Below are 14,641 nucleotides of genomic sequence, written 5' to 3' on the forward strand. Positions count from 1 at the left end.
ATGTCAGGGCTTGCGCGACAGATCGCGATGACGACTGATCTGCGCCACATCCGTCTCGGCTTCAAGCGCGGTCATGACTTTGTGCAGATGTTCAACATCGCGCAGGTCCACGTCAACGATAAGCCGGTAAAAATCCGGTTTGCGATCTGTGAACCTCAGGTCCGAGATATTGGCCTTCTGCTCGCCAATCAATGTGCAAATCCGGCCCAACACGCCAGCGTCATTTGAAATTGTTATATCACAGGTGACCGAGTGGACGGCGGCATGTCGCCCGCTCTTCCAATGCAGATCGACCCAGCGCTCGGTCTGGCTCTCAAATTCCGCCAAGCCGGGGCAGTCGATCGCATGGGCCACCACGCCCTTGCCGCGATAGGTGATGCCGACGATCCGCTCACCCGGCAAAGGCTGGCAGCAAGGCGCGCGCTTCAGCGACTGGTCAGGGGCCAAGCCCACCACCGGGCGCTGCACGTCCACCTCTTCGGCCTGCGCCATCGACAGCTCAGGATAAAGCAGCTCCACCACTTTGCGCGCCGCCACCTCGGCCGAGCCAAGGCGCGCCAACAGGTCTTCCTCATCGGCCAGACCCATCATCTTGGCCGCAGTGCGCAACGCCTTGTCCGAGGATTTCTTGCCAACATGGTCAAAGGCCGCCCGCGCCAGCTCATGGCCCAGCTTCACAAAGCGCCCGCGATCTTCCGCGCGCAAAGACCGCCGGATCGCCGCTTTCGCCCGGCCCGTCGCCACCACATCGATCCAGCTCGCCTGCGGGCGCTGGCCTTCCGCCGTGATGATCTCAACCGATTGGCCGTTCTTCAGCCGGGTCCACAACGGCACCCGGATGCCGTCGATCTTGGCCGAAACGGTCGAGTTGCCGATCCGCGTATGGATCGCATAGGCGAAATCCAAAGGCGTCGCGCCGCGCGGCAGCTGGATCACATCGCCCTTGGGCGAGAAGCAGAACACCTGATCGGAATACATCTCGAGCTTGACGTTCTCGAGGAATTCCTCGTGATCTTCCTCGTCCAGCCGCTCGGTCAGATTGGCAATCCACTTCGCCGGATCGACCGAGAACGGGTTCTTCGAACGCACGCCTTCCCGGTAAGACCAATGCGCCGCGACCCCGGCCTCGGCCACCTCATGCATCTCACGGGTGCGGATCTGCACCTCGACCCGTTTGCCATCCCGGCCCGAGACCGTGGTGTGGATCGAACGATAGCCGTTCGACTTCGGCTGGCTGATGTAATCCTTGAACCGCCCCGGCACCGCGCGCCAGCGTTGGTGGATCACGCCCAAAATCCGGTAGCAATCCGCAACCGAGCCGCAGATCACCCGGAACCCGTAAATGTCCGACAGACGCGAGAAGGCCAGATCCTTCTCCTGCATCTTGCGCCAGATCGAATAGGGCTTTTTGGCGCGACCATAGACATCCGCCTCGATCGAGGCGCGCTCCAGCTCATGCCGGATATCGCCGGTGATCTTATGCACCACATCGCCGGATTCGCGCTGCAAGGTCAGGTAGCGCCGCAGGATCGAGTTGCGCGCCTCGGGGTTCAGAACCTTGAACGAGAGATCCTCAAGCTCTTCGCGCATCCACTGCATACCCATCCGGCCCGCCAGAGGTGCAAAGATCTCCATCGTCTCGCGGGCCTTTTGGGCCTGCTTTTCCACCTTCATGCTGCGGATGGTGCGCATATTGTGCAGCCGGTCGCCCAGCTTCACCAAGATCACCCGCAGATCCTTGGACATCGCCATGAAGAGCTTGCGGAAATTCTCGGCCTGCTGGCTGCCCGCACTCGACAGCTGCAAATTGGTCAGCTTGGTAACACCGTCGACCAGTTCAGCCACATCCGAGCCGAACAGCTCGTTGATCTCGCTATAGGTGGAACGGGTGTCTTCGATCGTGTCATGCAAAAGCGCTGTGACGATCGTGGCATCATCCAGCCGCTGCTCGGTCAAAATGGCAGCGACAGCGACCGGATGGCTGAAATAGGGCTCCCCGCTTTTGCGGAACTGCCCTTCATGCATCTTCATGCCATAGGCATAGGCCCGGCGGATCAGATCGGCGTTACAGCGCGGGTTGTAATTGCGGACAAGGGCGATGAGGTCTTCAACGTCGATCATCGCTACCCTACCCGCAGGCTAACACACCCGCCTTTGCTGCCTCAGTTCTCGCCCTGAGCTTCCATCAGCGCGCGGAGGAGCTTTTCTTCCGACATATCGTCAACCACCGGACGATCGATCTCGCCGGTCATCAACAAAGCCATCTGATCTTCTTCCGGCTCATCGACCTCGATCTGGGTCTGATAGGATTCGATCATCCGCTCGCGCAGCACATCGGCCAGCTGAGTTTCGTCAGCGATCTCACGCAGAGCAACAACGGGGTTTTTGTCGTTGTCGCGCTCAACGGTGATCGGAGACCCGGATTGGATCTCACGCGCACGATGGGACGAAAGCAGAACCAGCTCGAAGCGGTTCGGAACTTTGTCAACGCAATCTTCGACCGTCACGCGGGCCATGGGTCACCTCTGTACCTGGGCGGGGAAGCGTCTATCTAAGCCTTCAGCGCGGGATTGACAAGCGCGATATGGCCGCAGCAGCGGCGAGGCTTGGCGGCAGGCCTGCGCAAAGCCAGAGGTTTCCGCCGCGTTAAAGCGGCACCACCGCATCACGCTCTTCCTGCGGCAAAGCGGCCAACATCTGCGCCACACTCAGCCCCAAGGTCGGATGCACCCAATCGGGGGCCACTTCAGCCAAGGGGACCAGCACGAAAGCGCGATCTTGCAAGCGCGGATGCGGCAAGATCAGCTCGTCTGGCACCTCACGTTTTTGTGCCTCAAGCGGGAGCTCACGCCAGCGCTGATGCCCTTTCGCGTCCGGCAAAACCGAATCACCTGCCGCCAAAAGGTCGATATCCAGCGTCCGCCCCGCCCAGCGCGACACCCGCTCGCGGCCGAACTGCGCCTCAACCGCATGCAGAGCCGCCAAAACCTCGGTCAGGTCATTATAGCCCACAGGCTGCAGCACCGCCGCGGCGTTTATATAATCAGGCCCGGCACCTGCGGGAAAGCACGGCGTCTGCCACAATCCACCAAATGCAACCACAGGTAGATTATTCGCTTCCAAAGCTCTTAGGCATAGTGCAATCGTATCTGCCGGATTCACTCCATCGAAAGGCAGATTTGCGCCGAGCGCGATCAACACTTGATCTGAGAACATGCCGAGGGGCCCAACCTGACTTAGAGTTGTCTTGCCGTTCCTTTTTCACAGGGGTATCACGGCACGTTCCCCGGCGGGTTTCTAGTAATCATAATTTTGCGCTCACGGAAATCCGTTTGTTGGAGCAGTTTAGTCAAGGGGAAAGTTACGATGTTTTACAAAGACGAACGGCTCGCGCTGTTCATCGACGGTTCCAATCTCTACGCCGCCGCAAAGGCCCTTGGGTTCGACATCGACTATAAGCTGCTGCGCATGGAATTCATGCGGCGCGGCCGGATGTTGCGCGCCTTCTACTATACGGCTTTGCTTGAGAACGAAGAATACTCCCCGATCCGTCCCTTGGTCGACTGGCTGCACTACAACGGCTTCACCATGCGCACGAAGCCAGCCAAAGAATACACCGACAGCCAAGGCCGCCGGAAGGTCAAAGGCAACATGGACATCGAGCTGACGGTCGATGCGATGGAGCTGGCCAGCCGCGTCGATCACGTGGTGATCTTCTCGGGCGACGGCGACTTCCGCCCGTTGATCGAAAGCCTGCAACGCCAAGGCGTGCGCGTCTCGGTGGTCTCGACCATCCGCTCGCAACCGCCAATGATCGCTGACGAATTGCGCCGCCAAGCCGATAACTTCATCGAGCTTGATGAGCTGCGTGACGTGATCGGCCGCCCGCCCCGCGACATTCGCCCAATGGGCGAAGACGAGGTGGAACTGCCGAAGTGAGCAGCGTTATGATGCGGGCTTGGCCTGTCGCTCCGGGCCAAACCGCATCTCCAAAGGTTAAGGGCCGGCAGTGACAGCACTCGCCGGCCTTTTCCTTGCGGCCTTCCTTGCCGCCACGCCCCTGCCCCTGCCCTCCGAGCCGGTGTTTCTGGCGATGCTGACGGGGGGCTGGGATCCCCTCACGCTGGTCGTCATCGCCTCGATCGGCAATACGCTGGGCTCTGGCGTGACCTACGCCTTGGGCCGCTACGCCGAGCATTTCCGGCATCATAAATGGTTCCCCCTGCCGCCCGACGCCTTGGCCAAGGCGCAAGGCTGGTGGCAGCGTTGGGGGCTTTGGACGCTGCTGCTCTCATGGGCGCCCGGCGGCGATGCTTTGGTCGCTCTGGCCGGGCTGATGCGGGTGCCCTTGTGGAAATTCCTCGCATTGACGGCCCTTGCCAAAACCGCCCGTTACGCCGTGTTGGCCGGTGCCGTCGCCACGCTCTTCTAGTCCCCGCTCTGGACGCGCCGGGCTTTTCGCCCTACCTCTGAGCCCTAAGCCGCAAGGACCGCTTCCCGCCATGACCACGCCCCTCCCGCCCCTCACCCTTTACCTTGCCGCCCCGCGTGGCTTCTGCGCGGGGGTTGATCGGGCGATCAAGATCGTCGAGATGGCGCTCGAGAAATGGGGCGCGCCGGTCTATGTCCGCCATGAGATCGTTCACAACCGCTATGTGGTGGATGAGCTGCGCGCCAAAGGGGCCGTCTTCGTCGAAGAACTCTCCGAATGCCCCGACGATCGCCCCGTGGTCTTTTCGGCCCATGGCGTGCCGAAATCCGTCCCGGCCGAGGCGGGCAGCCGCCAGATGATCGCCGTGGATGCGACCTGCCCGCTTGTCACCAAGGTGCATAACGAAGCCGCCCGCTATTCCGAGGCCGGCACTCAGCTGATCTACATCGGCCATGAAGGCCACCCCGAAACCGTCGGCACCATGGGCCAGCTCCCCCCCGGCGAAGTGCTGCTGGTGGAGACGTTGGAGGACGTGGAGACCCTGCAGGTCCGCGATCCGCAAAAGCTGGCGCTGATCACCCAGACCACGCTTTCCGTCGATGACACCGCCGCGATCTCGGCCGCGCTCAAGGCCCGCTTCCCCGCGATCATCCTGCCCGCGCATGATGACATCTGCTACGCCACCACCAACCGCCAAGCGGCCGTGAAAGCCATGGCCCCGAAGATCGCCGCTTTGCTGGTGATCGGCGCGCCCAACAGCTCCAACTCCAAACGCTTGGTCGAGGTCGGCTCGGCCGCGGGCTGCGGCTATTCCATGCTGGTGCAACGCGCCACCGACATCGACTGGCGCGCCTTGGAGGGCGCCCATGCCATCGGCATCACCGCCGGTGCCTCGGCCCCCGAAGTGCTGGTCAACGAAGTGATCGACGCCTTCCGCGCCCGCTACAACCTGACACTGGAAATGGTTGAAACCGCGGTCGAGAACATCGAATTCAAAGTCCCCCGCATTTTACGACAGGAAACTGCCTGATGCTCAGCCGCCGCCGCATGATTGGATTGTCGCTCGCCTTCGGCTCTGCCGTGGCCATGCCCGCTGCGGCCAAAAGCCCCGAATTGCAGGTTGAGCTGCACCTCTCCTCCGGCCCCCTGCCCCCGCAATATGCGTGGAGCAACGCAGTCACCATCACGACCGAAGGCCTTGTCACTCTGAAAACCTGCGAAGGTTACGAGACCGAAGGCGCGGCCTGCGAAAGTGCCAAGGGCCAAGCCACGCCCGAAAGCCTGACCGCTTTACGCGACGCGATCCTTGCCGCGAACCTGCTGAAATCCCCCGCGCGTGAAAGTGAGACCCCGGTGATCGGCGGCCCCGCCACCACCGCGCGCATCCTTCTGGACGGCACCGCAATCACGCTGCCCGCCCAACCCGCCGCCGCCGACGCCCCCCGCGTCCAAGCGGTGCTCAACGCCATCAAAGCCGCGATCCCCGCCGATCTCGCCGCCAAGCTCACCCGCGACTAAGCCTGACCCGAGCTTCCCCTTGCACCACCGCGCGCCCCGGCCTATCCGATCAGCCTGACCGCAAGGATGCCCATGCCCGACCTTTTCGCCTATACCGATGGAGCTTGCTCCGGCAATCCCGGCCCCGGAGGCTGGGGCGCTTTGCTGATCGCCCGTGAAGACGGCAAGGTCATCAAGGAACGCGAGCTCAAAGGCGGCGAGCCGGACACCACCAACAACCGGATGGAGCTTTTGGCCGCGATCTCGGCGCTGGAAAGCCTCACCCGGTCATCGGTCATCACGGTCGTCACCGACAGCGCCTATGTGAAAAACGGCGTCACCTCATGGATCCATGGCTGGAAGCGCAACGGCTGGAAAACCGCCGACAAAAAGCCGGTCAAAAACGCCGAGCTGTGGCAGCGCCTCGATGCCGCGCAAGCGGGCCACCATGTCGAATGGCGCTGGATCAAAGGCCATGCGGGCCATGTTGAAAACGAGCGCGCCGATGCTTTGGCCCGCGCCGGCATGGCGCCTTTCAAGAAAGCCCCCACCCCATGACGCCCGAAACCCTGCTGCATATCTTGGACTATGCGGCAGTGGCGGTTTTCGCCGTGACCGGCGCTTTGGTCGCCTCGCGCAGCCAGCTTGACATCGTGGGCTTCATCTTCATCGCCTGCCTCACCGCCGTGGGCGGCGGCACGACGCGCGATGTGATCATGGATCGCACGGTCTTTTGGGTCGCCGACCCGATCAACCTTGCCGTGGCCGCGACCGCCGCAGTGACCGTTTTCCTCACCGCGCACCGGCTTGAAAGCCGCTACCGCGCGCTCCTTTGGATTGACGCTTTCGCGCTTGCCGTGGCCGTCCCCGCCGGGGTCGCCGCCGCCGCAGGCATGGACCAGAGCTGGCCGGTCATCCTTGTGATGGGCACGATCACCGGCTGCTTGGGCGGGCTCTTGCGCGATGTGGTCTGCAATGAGGTGCCCTTGGTGCTGAAACAGGGTGAGCTTTACGTCACCTGCGCCTTTGCCGGGGCTGCCGCCTTTGTCTTGGCCACTTGCGCCGGGATCGAAGGACTGTCCGCTTTGGCAATCTGCGCCGCCGTCACGCTGATCTTGCGCGCCGGCAGCATGGCATTTGGCTGGAGCCTACCCATCTACAAAGCCGCCCCGCCGCGCCCGGAAAACCCCAAGCGCGGGCCGTGAGCGTTTAGCTCAAGATCTCTGGCAGGCTCAGCCCGCGCAGCACATCCGACGCGGGCATCGGTCGCTTGCCCTCACGCTGCGCCTCCAGCACTTCCACGGCCCCTTCCGCGCAAGCGATGGTAAAGCCCGCCAGCACCTGCCCCGGCGCGCCCTCTCCCGCCGCCAGCCGCGAGCGCAACAGTTTCACCCGCTCGCCCGCCACATCGATCCAAGCGCCGGGGAAAGGCGACAGCCCTCGGATCAACCGATCCACCTCAGCCGCTGGCCGGTCGAACCGCACCCGCGCCTCGGATTTGTCGATCTTGGCGGCGTAGGTCACGCCTTCTTCTGGCTGTGCCTCTGCCGGCAAAGGCAGCGCGCCCAAGGCCTTCACGATCAGCTCCGCCCCCATAGCCGAGAGCCGATCATGCAACTGCGCCGTGGTCTCTTCCGCACCAATCGCCAAAGCCTCACGCAGCAGCACCGGCCCGGTGTCGAGCCCTGCCTCCATCTGCATGATGCAAACGCCGGTCTCGGCATCGCCCGCCATGATCGCGCGATGGATCGGCGCGGCCCCGCGCCAACGCGGCAACAGGCTCGCGTGGATGTTGAGACACCCCAACCGAGGCGCATCGAGCACAGCCTGTGGCAAGATCAGCCCGTAAGCCACCACCACCGCCACATCCGCCTGCAAAGCGGCAAATTCCGCCAAAGCCTCGGGCGTCTTCACCGAGACCGGATGGCGCACCGGCAGGCCCAAAGCCTCCGCCGCCACTTGCACTGGGGATTTGCGATCCGCCTTGCCACGCCCTGCCGGACGAGGCGGCTGGGAATAGGCGCAGACCACCTCATGCTCTGCCGCCAAAGCCTGCAAGACCGGCACCGAAAACTCGGGCGTCCCCATGAAGATCACACGCATCGCATCACTCCCCGCCGGGCCGCCTTACAGCAGCCCTTCCTTCTTCGCCCGCTTCAAGAACATCTCGCGCTTCAACCGGCTCAGCCGGTCGAAATACATCTTGCCCGCCAGATGGTCGATCTGGTGCTGCACACTCGTGGCCCAAAGATCCACGAAATCCCGCTCTTCCACAGCCCCTTCGGCATTCATGAACCGCACCGTCACCGCACGCGGCCGCGCAATCACCGCCGAAGTGCCCGGCAGATTGGGCGAGGCTTCTTCATGCTCGCGCAACTTCACGCTGGCATGCAGAACCTCCGGGTTCGCCATCAGCACCGCTTGGCCGCGCTTTTCCGAGCAATCGACCACCGCCAGCCGCAACGGCACACCAATCTGCACCGCGGCAAGGCCGTAACCCGGCATCGCCTCCATCGTATCGACCATATCGGCCCAGATCGCGCGGATCTCATCGGTGATCTCGCTCACATCCGCCGCAGGCTGGCGCAAGATTTGCTGCGGCCAGCGCAGACAGGTTCGGGCAGTCATTACGAAATCTCCACATTGTTCTTTGGCAATTCCAGCTCTGACAAAGCCAAAGCCCGCGCCGCCTCGTCCAGATGATCCAAGGTCAAAACCCCATCCAAATGGTCATATTCATGCTGCGCACAGATCGCCGCCATGCCGGTCAAGGTCTCTTCCTGCACGGCACCGTCCAGATCCACCCAGCGCATCCGCACCGATTGCGCGCGCGTGATCATCGTCGTCGGACCGGGAATCGACAGACACCCTTCCGGCCCCTCAGCCTGCTCGTCCGAGCGCCACAGAACCTCCGGGTTCACCATGACGACGGGCGCGCGCGCGCCCTCTTTCCACGTCACATCCATCACGAAAAGCCGCAGCATCGCCCCGACCTGAGGTGCCGCCAAACCGCGCCCCGGTGCGGCATACATCGTCTCCAGCATCGCCGCCGCCAGATCCCGCAAAGCATCATCCAGCACCGCAGGCGCACAAACCGTGCCAAGCCGCGCATCGGGATAGGTCAGGATCGGCAGCACCATGCGAAATTCCTTTCGTGCATTCAGGGCCGATTACCGCTATCTTGCGCCGAAGTCACGCCAGCGCCGGCCCGAGGTCCTCTATGTGCTCTTCCCGCCATGTTTTTGCCCGTGCTCTTGGCCTGTCGCTCTGCCTGACAAGTCTGTCGCTGCCCGCCTTCGCCGATCGCGGCGCAACCGCGCAACTGCCCGACGCCGCCCAGATCGCCGCCGCCGCCAGCCCCGAGTTTCTGCATGCCTTGGTTATGGCCAATATCACCTCGACGAACTGCCCCGGCCATGCGCTCAGCGATGATGAATGGGCGCTGATCACCGGCACCGCCGACCGGGTGGCCGCCGCGCTGAACATCGACAACCGCAGCTTCAACGACAATTACTACAGCCCCGCTTTCGCCGCATTGGATCAAGCCGGCACCTGCGACAGCGAAGGCGCCAAGATCGCCCCCTTGATCAAACGCCTGCGCAAAATGGGCGGCAGCGCCGATCCGATCGGCTGATCGCGCTCAGCCCAACCGCGCCCGCTCGCGCTTCAGCTTTTCCATCTTCCGCGTGATCATCTGCCGCTTCAACGGCCCCAGATAATCAATGAAAAGCTTGCCGTTCAGGTGGTCCATCTCATGCTGCACGCAGGTGGCCCAAAGCCCCTCAAAGGTCTTCTCTTGCGTGACGCCATCAAGATCCATCCAGCGCACCTTCACCATCGACGGGCGCTGCACCTCGGCATATTGCTGCGGGATCGAAAGACAGCCCTCTTCATAAGCCGAGAGATCTTCCGAGGCCCAAGTGATCTCGGGGTTGATCAAGACCATCGGCTCCGGTGCCGTTTCCTTGGCGCAATCCATCACCAGAACCTGCTTCGTCACCCCAACCTGAGGCGCCGCCAGACCAATACCGGGCGCATCATACATGGTTTCCAGCATATCAGCGGCCAGCGCGCTGATCTCTGGGGTGATTTCGACAACAGGCTCGCAAGCCTTCTTGAGACGGGGATCAGGATGGATCAGGATGGGGCGGATCATAGGCTGGATGTAAGGGATCGACCCGCCAAGGCGCAAGAGGAGGCGCATCTTGGGTCAAAATTCCAACCTCAGCAGCAATAGCAGAACAAATTACCAAGCATCACAATTGAAATAGTACTTTATTCCAATTATGACTGCACATCAGGAACAACCACCCGGAATACCCCACCAGATGAGCTTTGATACCGCCGTGAACCGCTTCGGATCCCATTGCGTCAAATGGGATATGATGGAGACCCTTTACGGCCTCGCGCCGCAAGAGGGGCTGGCCATGTGGGTCGCCGATATGGAATTCGCGCCCCCGCCTGCCGTGCAAGAAGCGCTGGAGAAGATGACCGCGCATGGCATCTACGGCTATTTCGGTGACGAATCGAAATATCTCGCGGCAATTTGCTGGTGGATGGAAAACCGCCACGGCTGGACGGTGGACCCCAGCCACATCTTCTCAACGCATGGCCTTGTGAATGGCACCGGCCTTTGCATCGATGCCTTCACCGTGCCCGGAGACGGCGTGGTGCTGATGACCCCGGTTTACCACGCCTTCGCCCGCACCATCGCCGCCGCCGGGCGTCAGGTGGTGGAATGCCCGCTCGCCCTGCGCGATGGCCGCTATGAGATGGATTTCGCCGCTTGGGACGCCCAGATGACCGGGCGCGAAAAGATGCTGATCCTCTGCTCGCCGCACAATCCCGGCGGTCGCGTCTGGACGCTGGACGAATTGCAAGCCGTGGCTGACTTCTGCCGCCGCCATGACCTCATCCTTGTCTCGGATGAGATCCACCATGACCTGCTGTTCGCGGGCCAAAAGCACCATGTCATGGCCAAGATCGACGGGATCGAGGACCGGCTGGTGATGATGACCGCCGCCACCAAGACCTTTAACATCGCAGGCTCGCATACCGGCAATGTGATCATCGCCGACCCCGCCTTGCGCAAACGCTTTGCCGATCGGATGAATGCTCTTGGCATCTCGGCCAACTCCTTTGGCCTGCATATGGTCACTGCCGCCTATAGCCCCGAGGGCGCGGCTTGGCTTGATGCGCTGATGGACTACCTCACCGAGAACCGCCGGATCTTCGACGAAGGCATCGCGGCCATCCCGGGGCTGAAATCCATGCCGTTGGAGGCGACCTATCTCGCTTGGGTCGATTTCTCCGGCACCGGCATGACGCCTGCAGAATTCATCGCAAGGGTCGAGAAAGAGGCCAAGATCGCCACCAACCATGGCAGCGCCTTTGGCTCGGGGGGCGAGCAATTCCTGCGTTTCAACATCGCTGCGCCCCGCGCCCATATCGTCGAGGCCGTCAGCCGCCTGCAACGCGTCTTCGCCGATCTGCAATAAATCCGCGACCTCAGCGCTGCCCCCTATCACTTCTGCGGGACCGGACTTCCGGCCCCGCGCGCGATTGGCTAGCACATTCCCATGCGCCACCTCGCCCGCCTTTTCTCCGCACTTTGCCTTCTGGCCCTGCTGGCGGCTGCGGCCCTGCTCTACTTGCAGGCCAGCCGCCCACCAGATCTGATCGAGGCCCCGCTCACCGGCCCGATCGAGCGGATCTTGGTCGAGAAATCCGCCCGCCGCATCACGCTTTACCAAGACGGTATCGCCGTGCGGGTCTGGCCAATGGCGCTTGGCTTTGCCCCCGAAGGTGACAAAACCCGCGAAGGCGATGGCCGCACGCCCGAGGGGCTGTTCACCATCAACCGCCGCAACGACCGCTCAGCCTTCCACCTCTCTTTGGGCCTCGACTACCCGCAAAAGGATGACATCGCCCGCGCCCGCAAAGGTGGCTACTCCCCCGGCGGCGACATTATGATCCACGGCCAACCCAATGCCGTGCGAGAGCCCTTCACCGTCCCCGGCGATTGGACCGCCGGCTGTATCGCGATCACCAATGCCCAGATGCGCGAGATTTGGGATCATATCCCCATCGGCACCAAAGTCGAAATCCGCCCCTAAAGGCGGATTTGCGGTCGCATCAATACTGGAATGAAAACCCTTTTCAGGATTTCGTCAGATACCCCGCAGGCGGGCTCTCGCCGCGCCAAAAATCCACCGGAGCCGTGCTGCTCACCGGTGTTGCGCGCTTGAAATCGCAGATCAATTCGCCATTCTCGGCGGTCGAGGCGATGATCAGGCATTGCAGCACATGGCGCGGCCCGTCGTAAACATCGACCAGCCCGCGCAGCTTGCCGGGCGCAAGGCCGCCATCCAAGGCAAAGCCATTTTGCCAAAGCCGCAGCACAGGAAAGACCGCGTCGCCCAGCTGCACATGCAGTCGCGAGCGTTTGCGTTGCTCGCGCTTGCGGGCCGCATCCAGCCCCTCGCGCACCTCAATCGGCAGAAACTCAAGCATGACCTCTCCCTCCTGACCCCATCCTTCGACAAAACGTGCCAAAATCAAGGCCCGTTCCTTATGCCTCTGAGAAGTTTCAGGAATGTGAAGCCAGAGTGACCGTTTTGCCGCATCAAAGGCCGGGGGCTTCTGTGCCGCGATACGCAGATGGCGCTTGCGTCGCGGCAAGGGGCCGCGCACCACTTCCTGCCATGACAGCTCCGATTCTCGCCCTCGCCCTGATTCTTGACGCCTGGCTCGGAGAGCCGGATTGGCTCTGGCGCCGCTTGCCGCATCCCGCCGTGCTGATGGGACGGCTGATCGGCAGGCTCGACCGCCGCTTCAACCGCGCGCCCGCCGCAAAAGCCGCCGGCATCGTGATGACCATTGGCCTCGCCATCTTCGCCGGCCTTCTTGGCTATGTGATCCACCTGATCCCCGATTATGGCGTGCTCGAGGTGATCACCGTGGCCATTCTCCTCGCCCAGCGCAGTCTGGTCGATCACGTTGGCGCCGTTGCAAAAGCGCTGCGCCGCAGCTTGGAAGAGGGCAAGGCCGCCGTCGCCATGATCGTCGGTCGTGACACCGCCGTGATGCAAGAGCCTCAGGTCGCGCGCGGCGCCATCGAATCCGCCGCCGAGAACCTCTCAGACGGGGTGATCGCCCCGGCCTTTTGGTATCTCATCGGCGGACTTCCGGGCCTGATGATCTACAAATTCGCCAACACCGCCGACAGCATGGTTGGCCATATGACGCCGCGCCACCGCGATTTCGGTTGGGCCTCGGCGCGCTGGGATGACCTTCTGAACCTGATTCCGGCCCGACTGACAGCCGTTCTCATCGCGCTCACCTCCGGTTGGCATGACCCAAGGCCCGTGCTGCGCGACGCCCCCAAACACCGCAGCCCCAATGCCGGCTGGCCCGAGTCGGTGCTGGCCCCGGTGCTGAACGTCTCCCTCGCCGGTCCGCGCAGCTACAACGGCCGCATGACCGACTTCCCTTGGGTCTGGCCCGAGGGCCGCCGCGACCCCGGTCCCGCCGATATCGAGGCCGCCTGCCGCGCCCTCTGGCGCGCTTGGGCTGGCATGCTCGCGCTCAGCCTGCTCATCACTGCAATCCTTGGTCTGACCACCGGCCTTGGCCCCGGCGGAGGATGACAAGTGTGACCGCCCCCCAAGCCAAACCCAGCGCCAACGCCGCCTCGCGTCGCGCAGCCGCGAAGCAAAAGCCAAGCGAGGCCGGGACTTGGGGCGTGGTCTCCACCGTCAAGGCCCCCGCCGAGCAAATTGCCGCCTTCGTCGCCTATCATCTGAACTTAGGCGCCGCGCAGATCTGGCTTTACTTCGACGACCCAAAAGATCCTGCCCTCCCCCGTTTTGCAAATCTGCCGCTGGTTACCGCCACCCCTTGCGATGAGGCGCATTGGCAGCATCTCAAAGGCCGCCCTGATCGGCACCAGAACCGGCAGGCCAAGAATGCCCGTGCCGCTTACCGGGACTGTCACCTCGCCTGGCTCGCCCATATTGACGTGGACGAATTTCTGCACCGCGCCCGCCCCGAGAGTGAGACCATCAGCGATATCCTCGCCTCGCTGCCGCCCGAACAGGCCACCCTGCGGGTCGAGCCCTTCGAGGCGATGCACGAGCCCAGCCTGCCCGATGACATTTTCACCGCCCGCCAGTTTCGCGGTGCGCTAAAGCCCCGCCATGCCCATCTGCGCGGGCCCGTGCTTGGCCCCTACGCCCAGATCCTGCCGCAGGCGCATCTGTCGCATAGCAATGGCAAAAGCTTCTTCCGCACCGGGGTTGCGGGCCTTCAACTCCGCCTCCACTCGGCCTTTTTCAAAGGCGAGAGGTTAGCGGCCCCGCCCTTTGACCGCCGACTGCAGCTTTTACACTTTCATGCGCAAGACCGTGCCGCATGGCTGGCTGCCCTGCCCTTCCGGCTGACTCGGGGCGCTTATCAATATCACCCAGAGCTGCAGGCCCATCTGCAGGCAGCAAGCCCCGAGGGCATTGTCAGTTTTTACGACCACACCCAGCGTCTGACGCCAGAGTTGGCGGCGCTGTTGGCCGAGGAGGGCCGGTTGATTGAGGGACGCCTGAACCTGCGCGCCGCCGTCGCCGCATTGCCAGGTTTTGACGCGGACCCAAAGTGAGGGTGTAGCCTCTGGTCCGCGCCTTAACTGGACCCCGGGGAAACACGCAAAAAGCATGGCTA

Annotated in this window: 19 protein-coding genes; 11 read left to right on the top strand and 8 right to left on the bottom strand. The window is 62.8% G+C overall.

Features of this window, described 5'->3' with window-relative positions; genetic code table 11:
• Positions 1 to 3: 3 nt before the first annotated feature.
• The 3 genes from Q9295_RS08585 to folK all read right to left on the bottom strand — a co-directional run bounded on the left by Q9295_RS08585 (position 4) and on the right by folK (position 3,216).
• Positions 4 to 2,121 carry a RelA/SpoT family protein gene (locus Q9295_RS08585; RefSeq protein ID WP_306680127.1) on the bottom strand — a complete coding sequence of 706 codons (2,118 nt, stop codon included), beginning with the start codon at positions 2,119 to 2,121 and terminating at the stop codon, positions 4 to 6.
• Positions 2,122 to 2,162: 41 nt separating this feature from the next.
• Positions 2,163 to 2,516, bottom strand: coding sequence for a DNA-directed RNA polymerase subunit omega (gene rpoZ, locus Q9295_RS08590; RefSeq protein ID WP_306680128.1), 354 nt, complete (start codon positions 2,514 to 2,516; stop codon positions 2,163 to 2,165).
• A 130-nt stretch (positions 2,517 to 2,646) separates the two neighbouring features.
• On the bottom strand, positions 2,647 to 3,216 hold the full coding sequence (gene folK, locus Q9295_RS08595) for a 2-amino-4-hydroxy-6-hydroxymethyldihydropteridine diphosphokinase (protein ID WP_306680129.1): 570 nt from the start codon (positions 3,214 to 3,216) through the stop codon (positions 2,647 to 2,649).
• 150 nt (positions 3,217 to 3,366) lie between these two features.
• On the opposite strand from folK, the gene Q9295_RS08600 reads away from it, so the two are divergent.
• From Q9295_RS08600 to Q9295_RS08625, 6 genes are all read left to right on the top strand, one after another.
• The gene (locus Q9295_RS08600) at positions 3,367 to 3,939 is read left to right on the top strand and encodes a LabA-like NYN domain-containing protein (RefSeq protein WP_306680130.1); all 573 of its coding nucleotides are present in this window, start codon (positions 3,367 to 3,369) and stop codon (positions 3,937 to 3,939) included.
• Between the two features lie 70 nt (positions 3,940 to 4,009).
• Positions 4,010 to 4,432 (top strand): YqaA family protein, encoded by a 423-nt coding sequence (locus Q9295_RS08605; protein WP_306680131.1) that lies wholly within the window; start codon positions 4,010 to 4,012, stop codon positions 4,430 to 4,432.
• A 70-nt stretch (positions 4,433 to 4,502) separates the two neighbouring features.
• Positions 4,503 to 5,462 carry a 4-hydroxy-3-methylbut-2-enyl diphosphate reductase gene (gene ispH / locus Q9295_RS08610; protein WP_306680132.1) on the top strand — a complete coding sequence of 320 codons (960 nt, stop codon included), beginning with the start codon at positions 4,503 to 4,505 and terminating at the stop codon, positions 5,460 to 5,462.
• Positions 5,462 to 5,950 carry a hypothetical protein gene (locus tag Q9295_RS08615; protein WP_306680133.1) on the top strand — a complete coding sequence of 163 codons (489 nt, stop codon included), beginning with the start codon at positions 5,462 to 5,464 and terminating at the stop codon, positions 5,948 to 5,950. Before ispH ends, Q9295_RS08615 begins: the two co-directional genes overlap by 1 nt.
• A gap of 72 nt (positions 5,951 to 6,022) precedes the next feature.
• On the top strand, positions 6,023 to 6,487 hold the full coding sequence (gene rnhA, locus Q9295_RS08620) for a ribonuclease HI (RefSeq protein WP_306680134.1): 465 nt from the start codon (positions 6,023 to 6,025) through the stop codon (positions 6,485 to 6,487).
• Positions 6,484 to 7,134, top strand: coding sequence for a trimeric intracellular cation channel family protein (locus tag Q9295_RS08625; protein ID WP_306680135.1), 651 nt, complete (start codon positions 6,484 to 6,486; stop codon positions 7,132 to 7,134). Before rnhA ends, Q9295_RS08625 begins: the two co-directional genes overlap by 4 nt.
• Before the next feature lie 4 nt (positions 7,135 to 7,138).
• Here Q9295_RS08625 and fmt read toward each other — a convergent pair whose 3' ends face one another.
• Genes fmt through def (Q9295_RS08640) form a run of 3 tightly spaced genes read right to left on the bottom strand, consistent with a single transcriptional unit; the run spans position 7,139 to position 9,069 of the window.
• Positions 7,139 to 8,032 (bottom strand): methionyl-tRNA formyltransferase, encoded by an 894-nt coding sequence (gene fmt / locus Q9295_RS08630; protein ID WP_306680136.1) that lies wholly within the window; start codon positions 8,030 to 8,032, stop codon positions 7,139 to 7,141.
• A gap of 24 nt (positions 8,033 to 8,056) precedes the next feature.
• Positions 8,057 to 8,557, bottom strand: a complete 501-nt coding sequence (def, locus tag Q9295_RS08635; RefSeq protein ID WP_306680137.1) for a peptide deformylase — start codon at positions 8,555 to 8,557, stop codon at positions 8,057 to 8,059.
• Positions 8,557 to 9,069 (bottom strand): peptide deformylase, encoded by a 513-nt coding sequence (def, locus tag Q9295_RS08640; protein ID WP_306680138.1) that lies wholly within the window; start codon positions 9,067 to 9,069, stop codon positions 8,557 to 8,559. Before def (Q9295_RS08640) ends, def (Q9295_RS08635) begins: the two co-directional genes overlap by 1 nt.
• 80 nt (positions 9,070 to 9,149) lie before the next feature.
• On the opposite strand from def (Q9295_RS08640), the gene Q9295_RS08645 reads away from it, so the two are divergent.
• On the top strand, positions 9,150 to 9,563 hold the full coding sequence (locus Q9295_RS08645; RefSeq protein WP_306680139.1) for a phospholipase D-like domain-containing protein: 414 nt from the start codon (positions 9,150 to 9,152) through the stop codon (positions 9,561 to 9,563).
• Positions 9,564 to 9,569: 6 nt separating this feature from the next.
• Here the strand turns inward: Q9295_RS08645 and def (Q9295_RS08650) are convergent, their stop codons facing one another.
• A complete protein-coding gene (def, locus tag Q9295_RS08650; RefSeq protein WP_306680140.1) occupies positions 9,570 to 10,133 on the bottom strand; it encodes a peptide deformylase in 564 nt (187 codons plus the stop codon).
• A gap of 124 nt (positions 10,134 to 10,257) precedes the next feature.
• Here def (Q9295_RS08650) and Q9295_RS08655 point away from each other — a divergent pair, with 124 nt between their 5' ends.
• On the top strand, positions 10,258 to 11,427 hold the full coding sequence (locus tag Q9295_RS08655; RefSeq protein WP_306680141.1) for a MalY/PatB family protein: 1,170 nt from the start codon (positions 10,258 to 10,260) through the stop codon (positions 11,425 to 11,427).
• A gap of 81 nt (positions 11,428 to 11,508) precedes the next feature.
• Complete coding sequence (locus Q9295_RS08660; protein WP_306680142.1) at positions 11,509 to 12,045, top strand: L,D-transpeptidase family protein; 537 nt, start codon at positions 11,509 to 11,511, stop codon at positions 12,043 to 12,045.
• A 43-nt stretch (positions 12,046 to 12,088) separates the two neighbouring features.
• On the opposite strand, the gene Q9295_RS08665 is transcribed toward Q9295_RS08660, so the two are convergent.
• Complete coding sequence (locus tag Q9295_RS08665) at positions 12,089 to 12,442, bottom strand: hypothetical protein (RefSeq protein WP_306680143.1); 354 nt, start codon at positions 12,440 to 12,442, stop codon at positions 12,089 to 12,091.
• 191 nt (positions 12,443 to 12,633) lie between these two features.
• Here Q9295_RS08665 and cbiB point away from each other — a divergent pair, with 191 nt between their 5' ends.
• On the top strand, positions 12,634 to 13,578 hold the full coding sequence (gene cbiB / locus Q9295_RS08670; protein WP_306680144.1) for an adenosylcobinamide-phosphate synthase CbiB: 945 nt from the start codon (positions 12,634 to 12,636) through the stop codon (positions 13,576 to 13,578).
• 5 nt (positions 13,579 to 13,583) lie between these two features.
• A complete protein-coding gene (locus Q9295_RS08675) occupies positions 13,584 to 14,579 on the top strand; it encodes a glycosyltransferase family 2 protein (RefSeq protein ID WP_306680145.1) in 996 nt (331 codons plus the stop codon).
• Positions 14,580 to 14,641: the final 62 nt, after the last annotated feature.

Origin of the sequence: Pseudogemmobacter lacusdianii, assembly GCF_030848395.1 — a bacterium.
Lineage (GTDB): Bacteria > Pseudomonadota > Alphaproteobacteria > Rhodobacterales > Rhodobacteraceae > Pseudogemmobacter > Pseudogemmobacter lacusdianii.

What these genes read in the sequence shown, in the direction of transcription:
- Q9295_RS08585 (WP_306680127.1), bottom strand. Translation starts at nt 2,121, where the DNA reads ATGATCGACGTTGAAGACCTCATCGCCCTTGTCCGCAATTACAACCCG.
- rpoZ (WP_306680128.1), bottom strand. Translation starts at nt 2,516, where the DNA reads ATGGCCCGCGTGACGGTCGAAGATTGCGTTGACAAAGTTCCGAACCGC.
- folK (WP_306680129.1), bottom strand. Translation starts at nt 3,216, where the DNA reads ATGTTCTCAGATCAAGTGTTGATCGCGCTCGGCGCAAATCTGCCTTTC.
- Q9295_RS08600 (WP_306680130.1), top strand. Translation starts at nt 3,367, where the DNA reads ATGTTTTACAAAGACGAACGGCTCGCGCTGTTCATCGACGGTTCCAAT.
- ispH (WP_306680132.1), top strand. Translation starts at nt 4,503, where the DNA reads ATGACCACGCCCCTCCCGCCCCTCACCCTTTACCTTGCCGCCCCGCGT.
- Q9295_RS08615 (WP_306680133.1), top strand. Translation starts at nt 5,462, where the DNA reads ATGCTCAGCCGCCGCCGCATGATTGGATTGTCGCTCGCCTTCGGCTCT.
- rnhA (WP_306680134.1), top strand. Translation starts at nt 6,023, where the DNA reads ATGCCCGACCTTTTCGCCTATACCGATGGAGCTTGCTCCGGCAATCCC.
- Q9295_RS08625 (WP_306680135.1), top strand. Translation starts at nt 6,484, where the DNA reads ATGACGCCCGAAACCCTGCTGCATATCTTGGACTATGCGGCAGTGGCG.
- fmt (WP_306680136.1), bottom strand. Translation starts at nt 8,032, where the DNA reads ATGCGTGTGATCTTCATGGGGACGCCCGAGTTTTCGGTGCCGGTCTTG.
- def (WP_306680137.1), bottom strand. Translation starts at nt 8,557, where the DNA reads ATGACTGCCCGAACCTGTCTGCGCTGGCCGCAGCAAATCTTGCGCCAG.
- def (WP_306680138.1), bottom strand. Translation starts at nt 9,069, where the DNA reads ATGGTGCTGCCGATCCTGACCTATCCCGATGCGCGGCTTGGCACGGTT.
- Q9295_RS08645 (WP_306680139.1), top strand. Translation starts at nt 9,150, where the DNA reads ATGTGCTCTTCCCGCCATGTTTTTGCCCGTGCTCTTGGCCTGTCGCTC.
- def (WP_306680140.1), bottom strand. Translation starts at nt 10,133, where the DNA reads ATGCGCCTCCTCTTGCGCCTTGGCGGGTCGATCCCTTACATCCAGCCT.
- Q9295_RS08655 (WP_306680141.1), top strand. Translation starts at nt 10,258, where the DNA reads ATGAGCTTTGATACCGCCGTGAACCGCTTCGGATCCCATTGCGTCAAA.
- Q9295_RS08660 (WP_306680142.1), top strand. Translation starts at nt 11,509, where the DNA reads ATGCGCCACCTCGCCCGCCTTTTCTCCGCACTTTGCCTTCTGGCCCTG.
- Q9295_RS08665 (WP_306680143.1), bottom strand. Translation starts at nt 12,442, where the DNA reads ATGCTTGAGTTTCTGCCGATTGAGGTGCGCGAGGGGCTGGATGCGGCC.
- cbiB (WP_306680144.1), top strand. Translation starts at nt 12,634, where the DNA reads ATGACAGCTCCGATTCTCGCCCTCGCCCTGATTCTTGACGCCTGGCTC.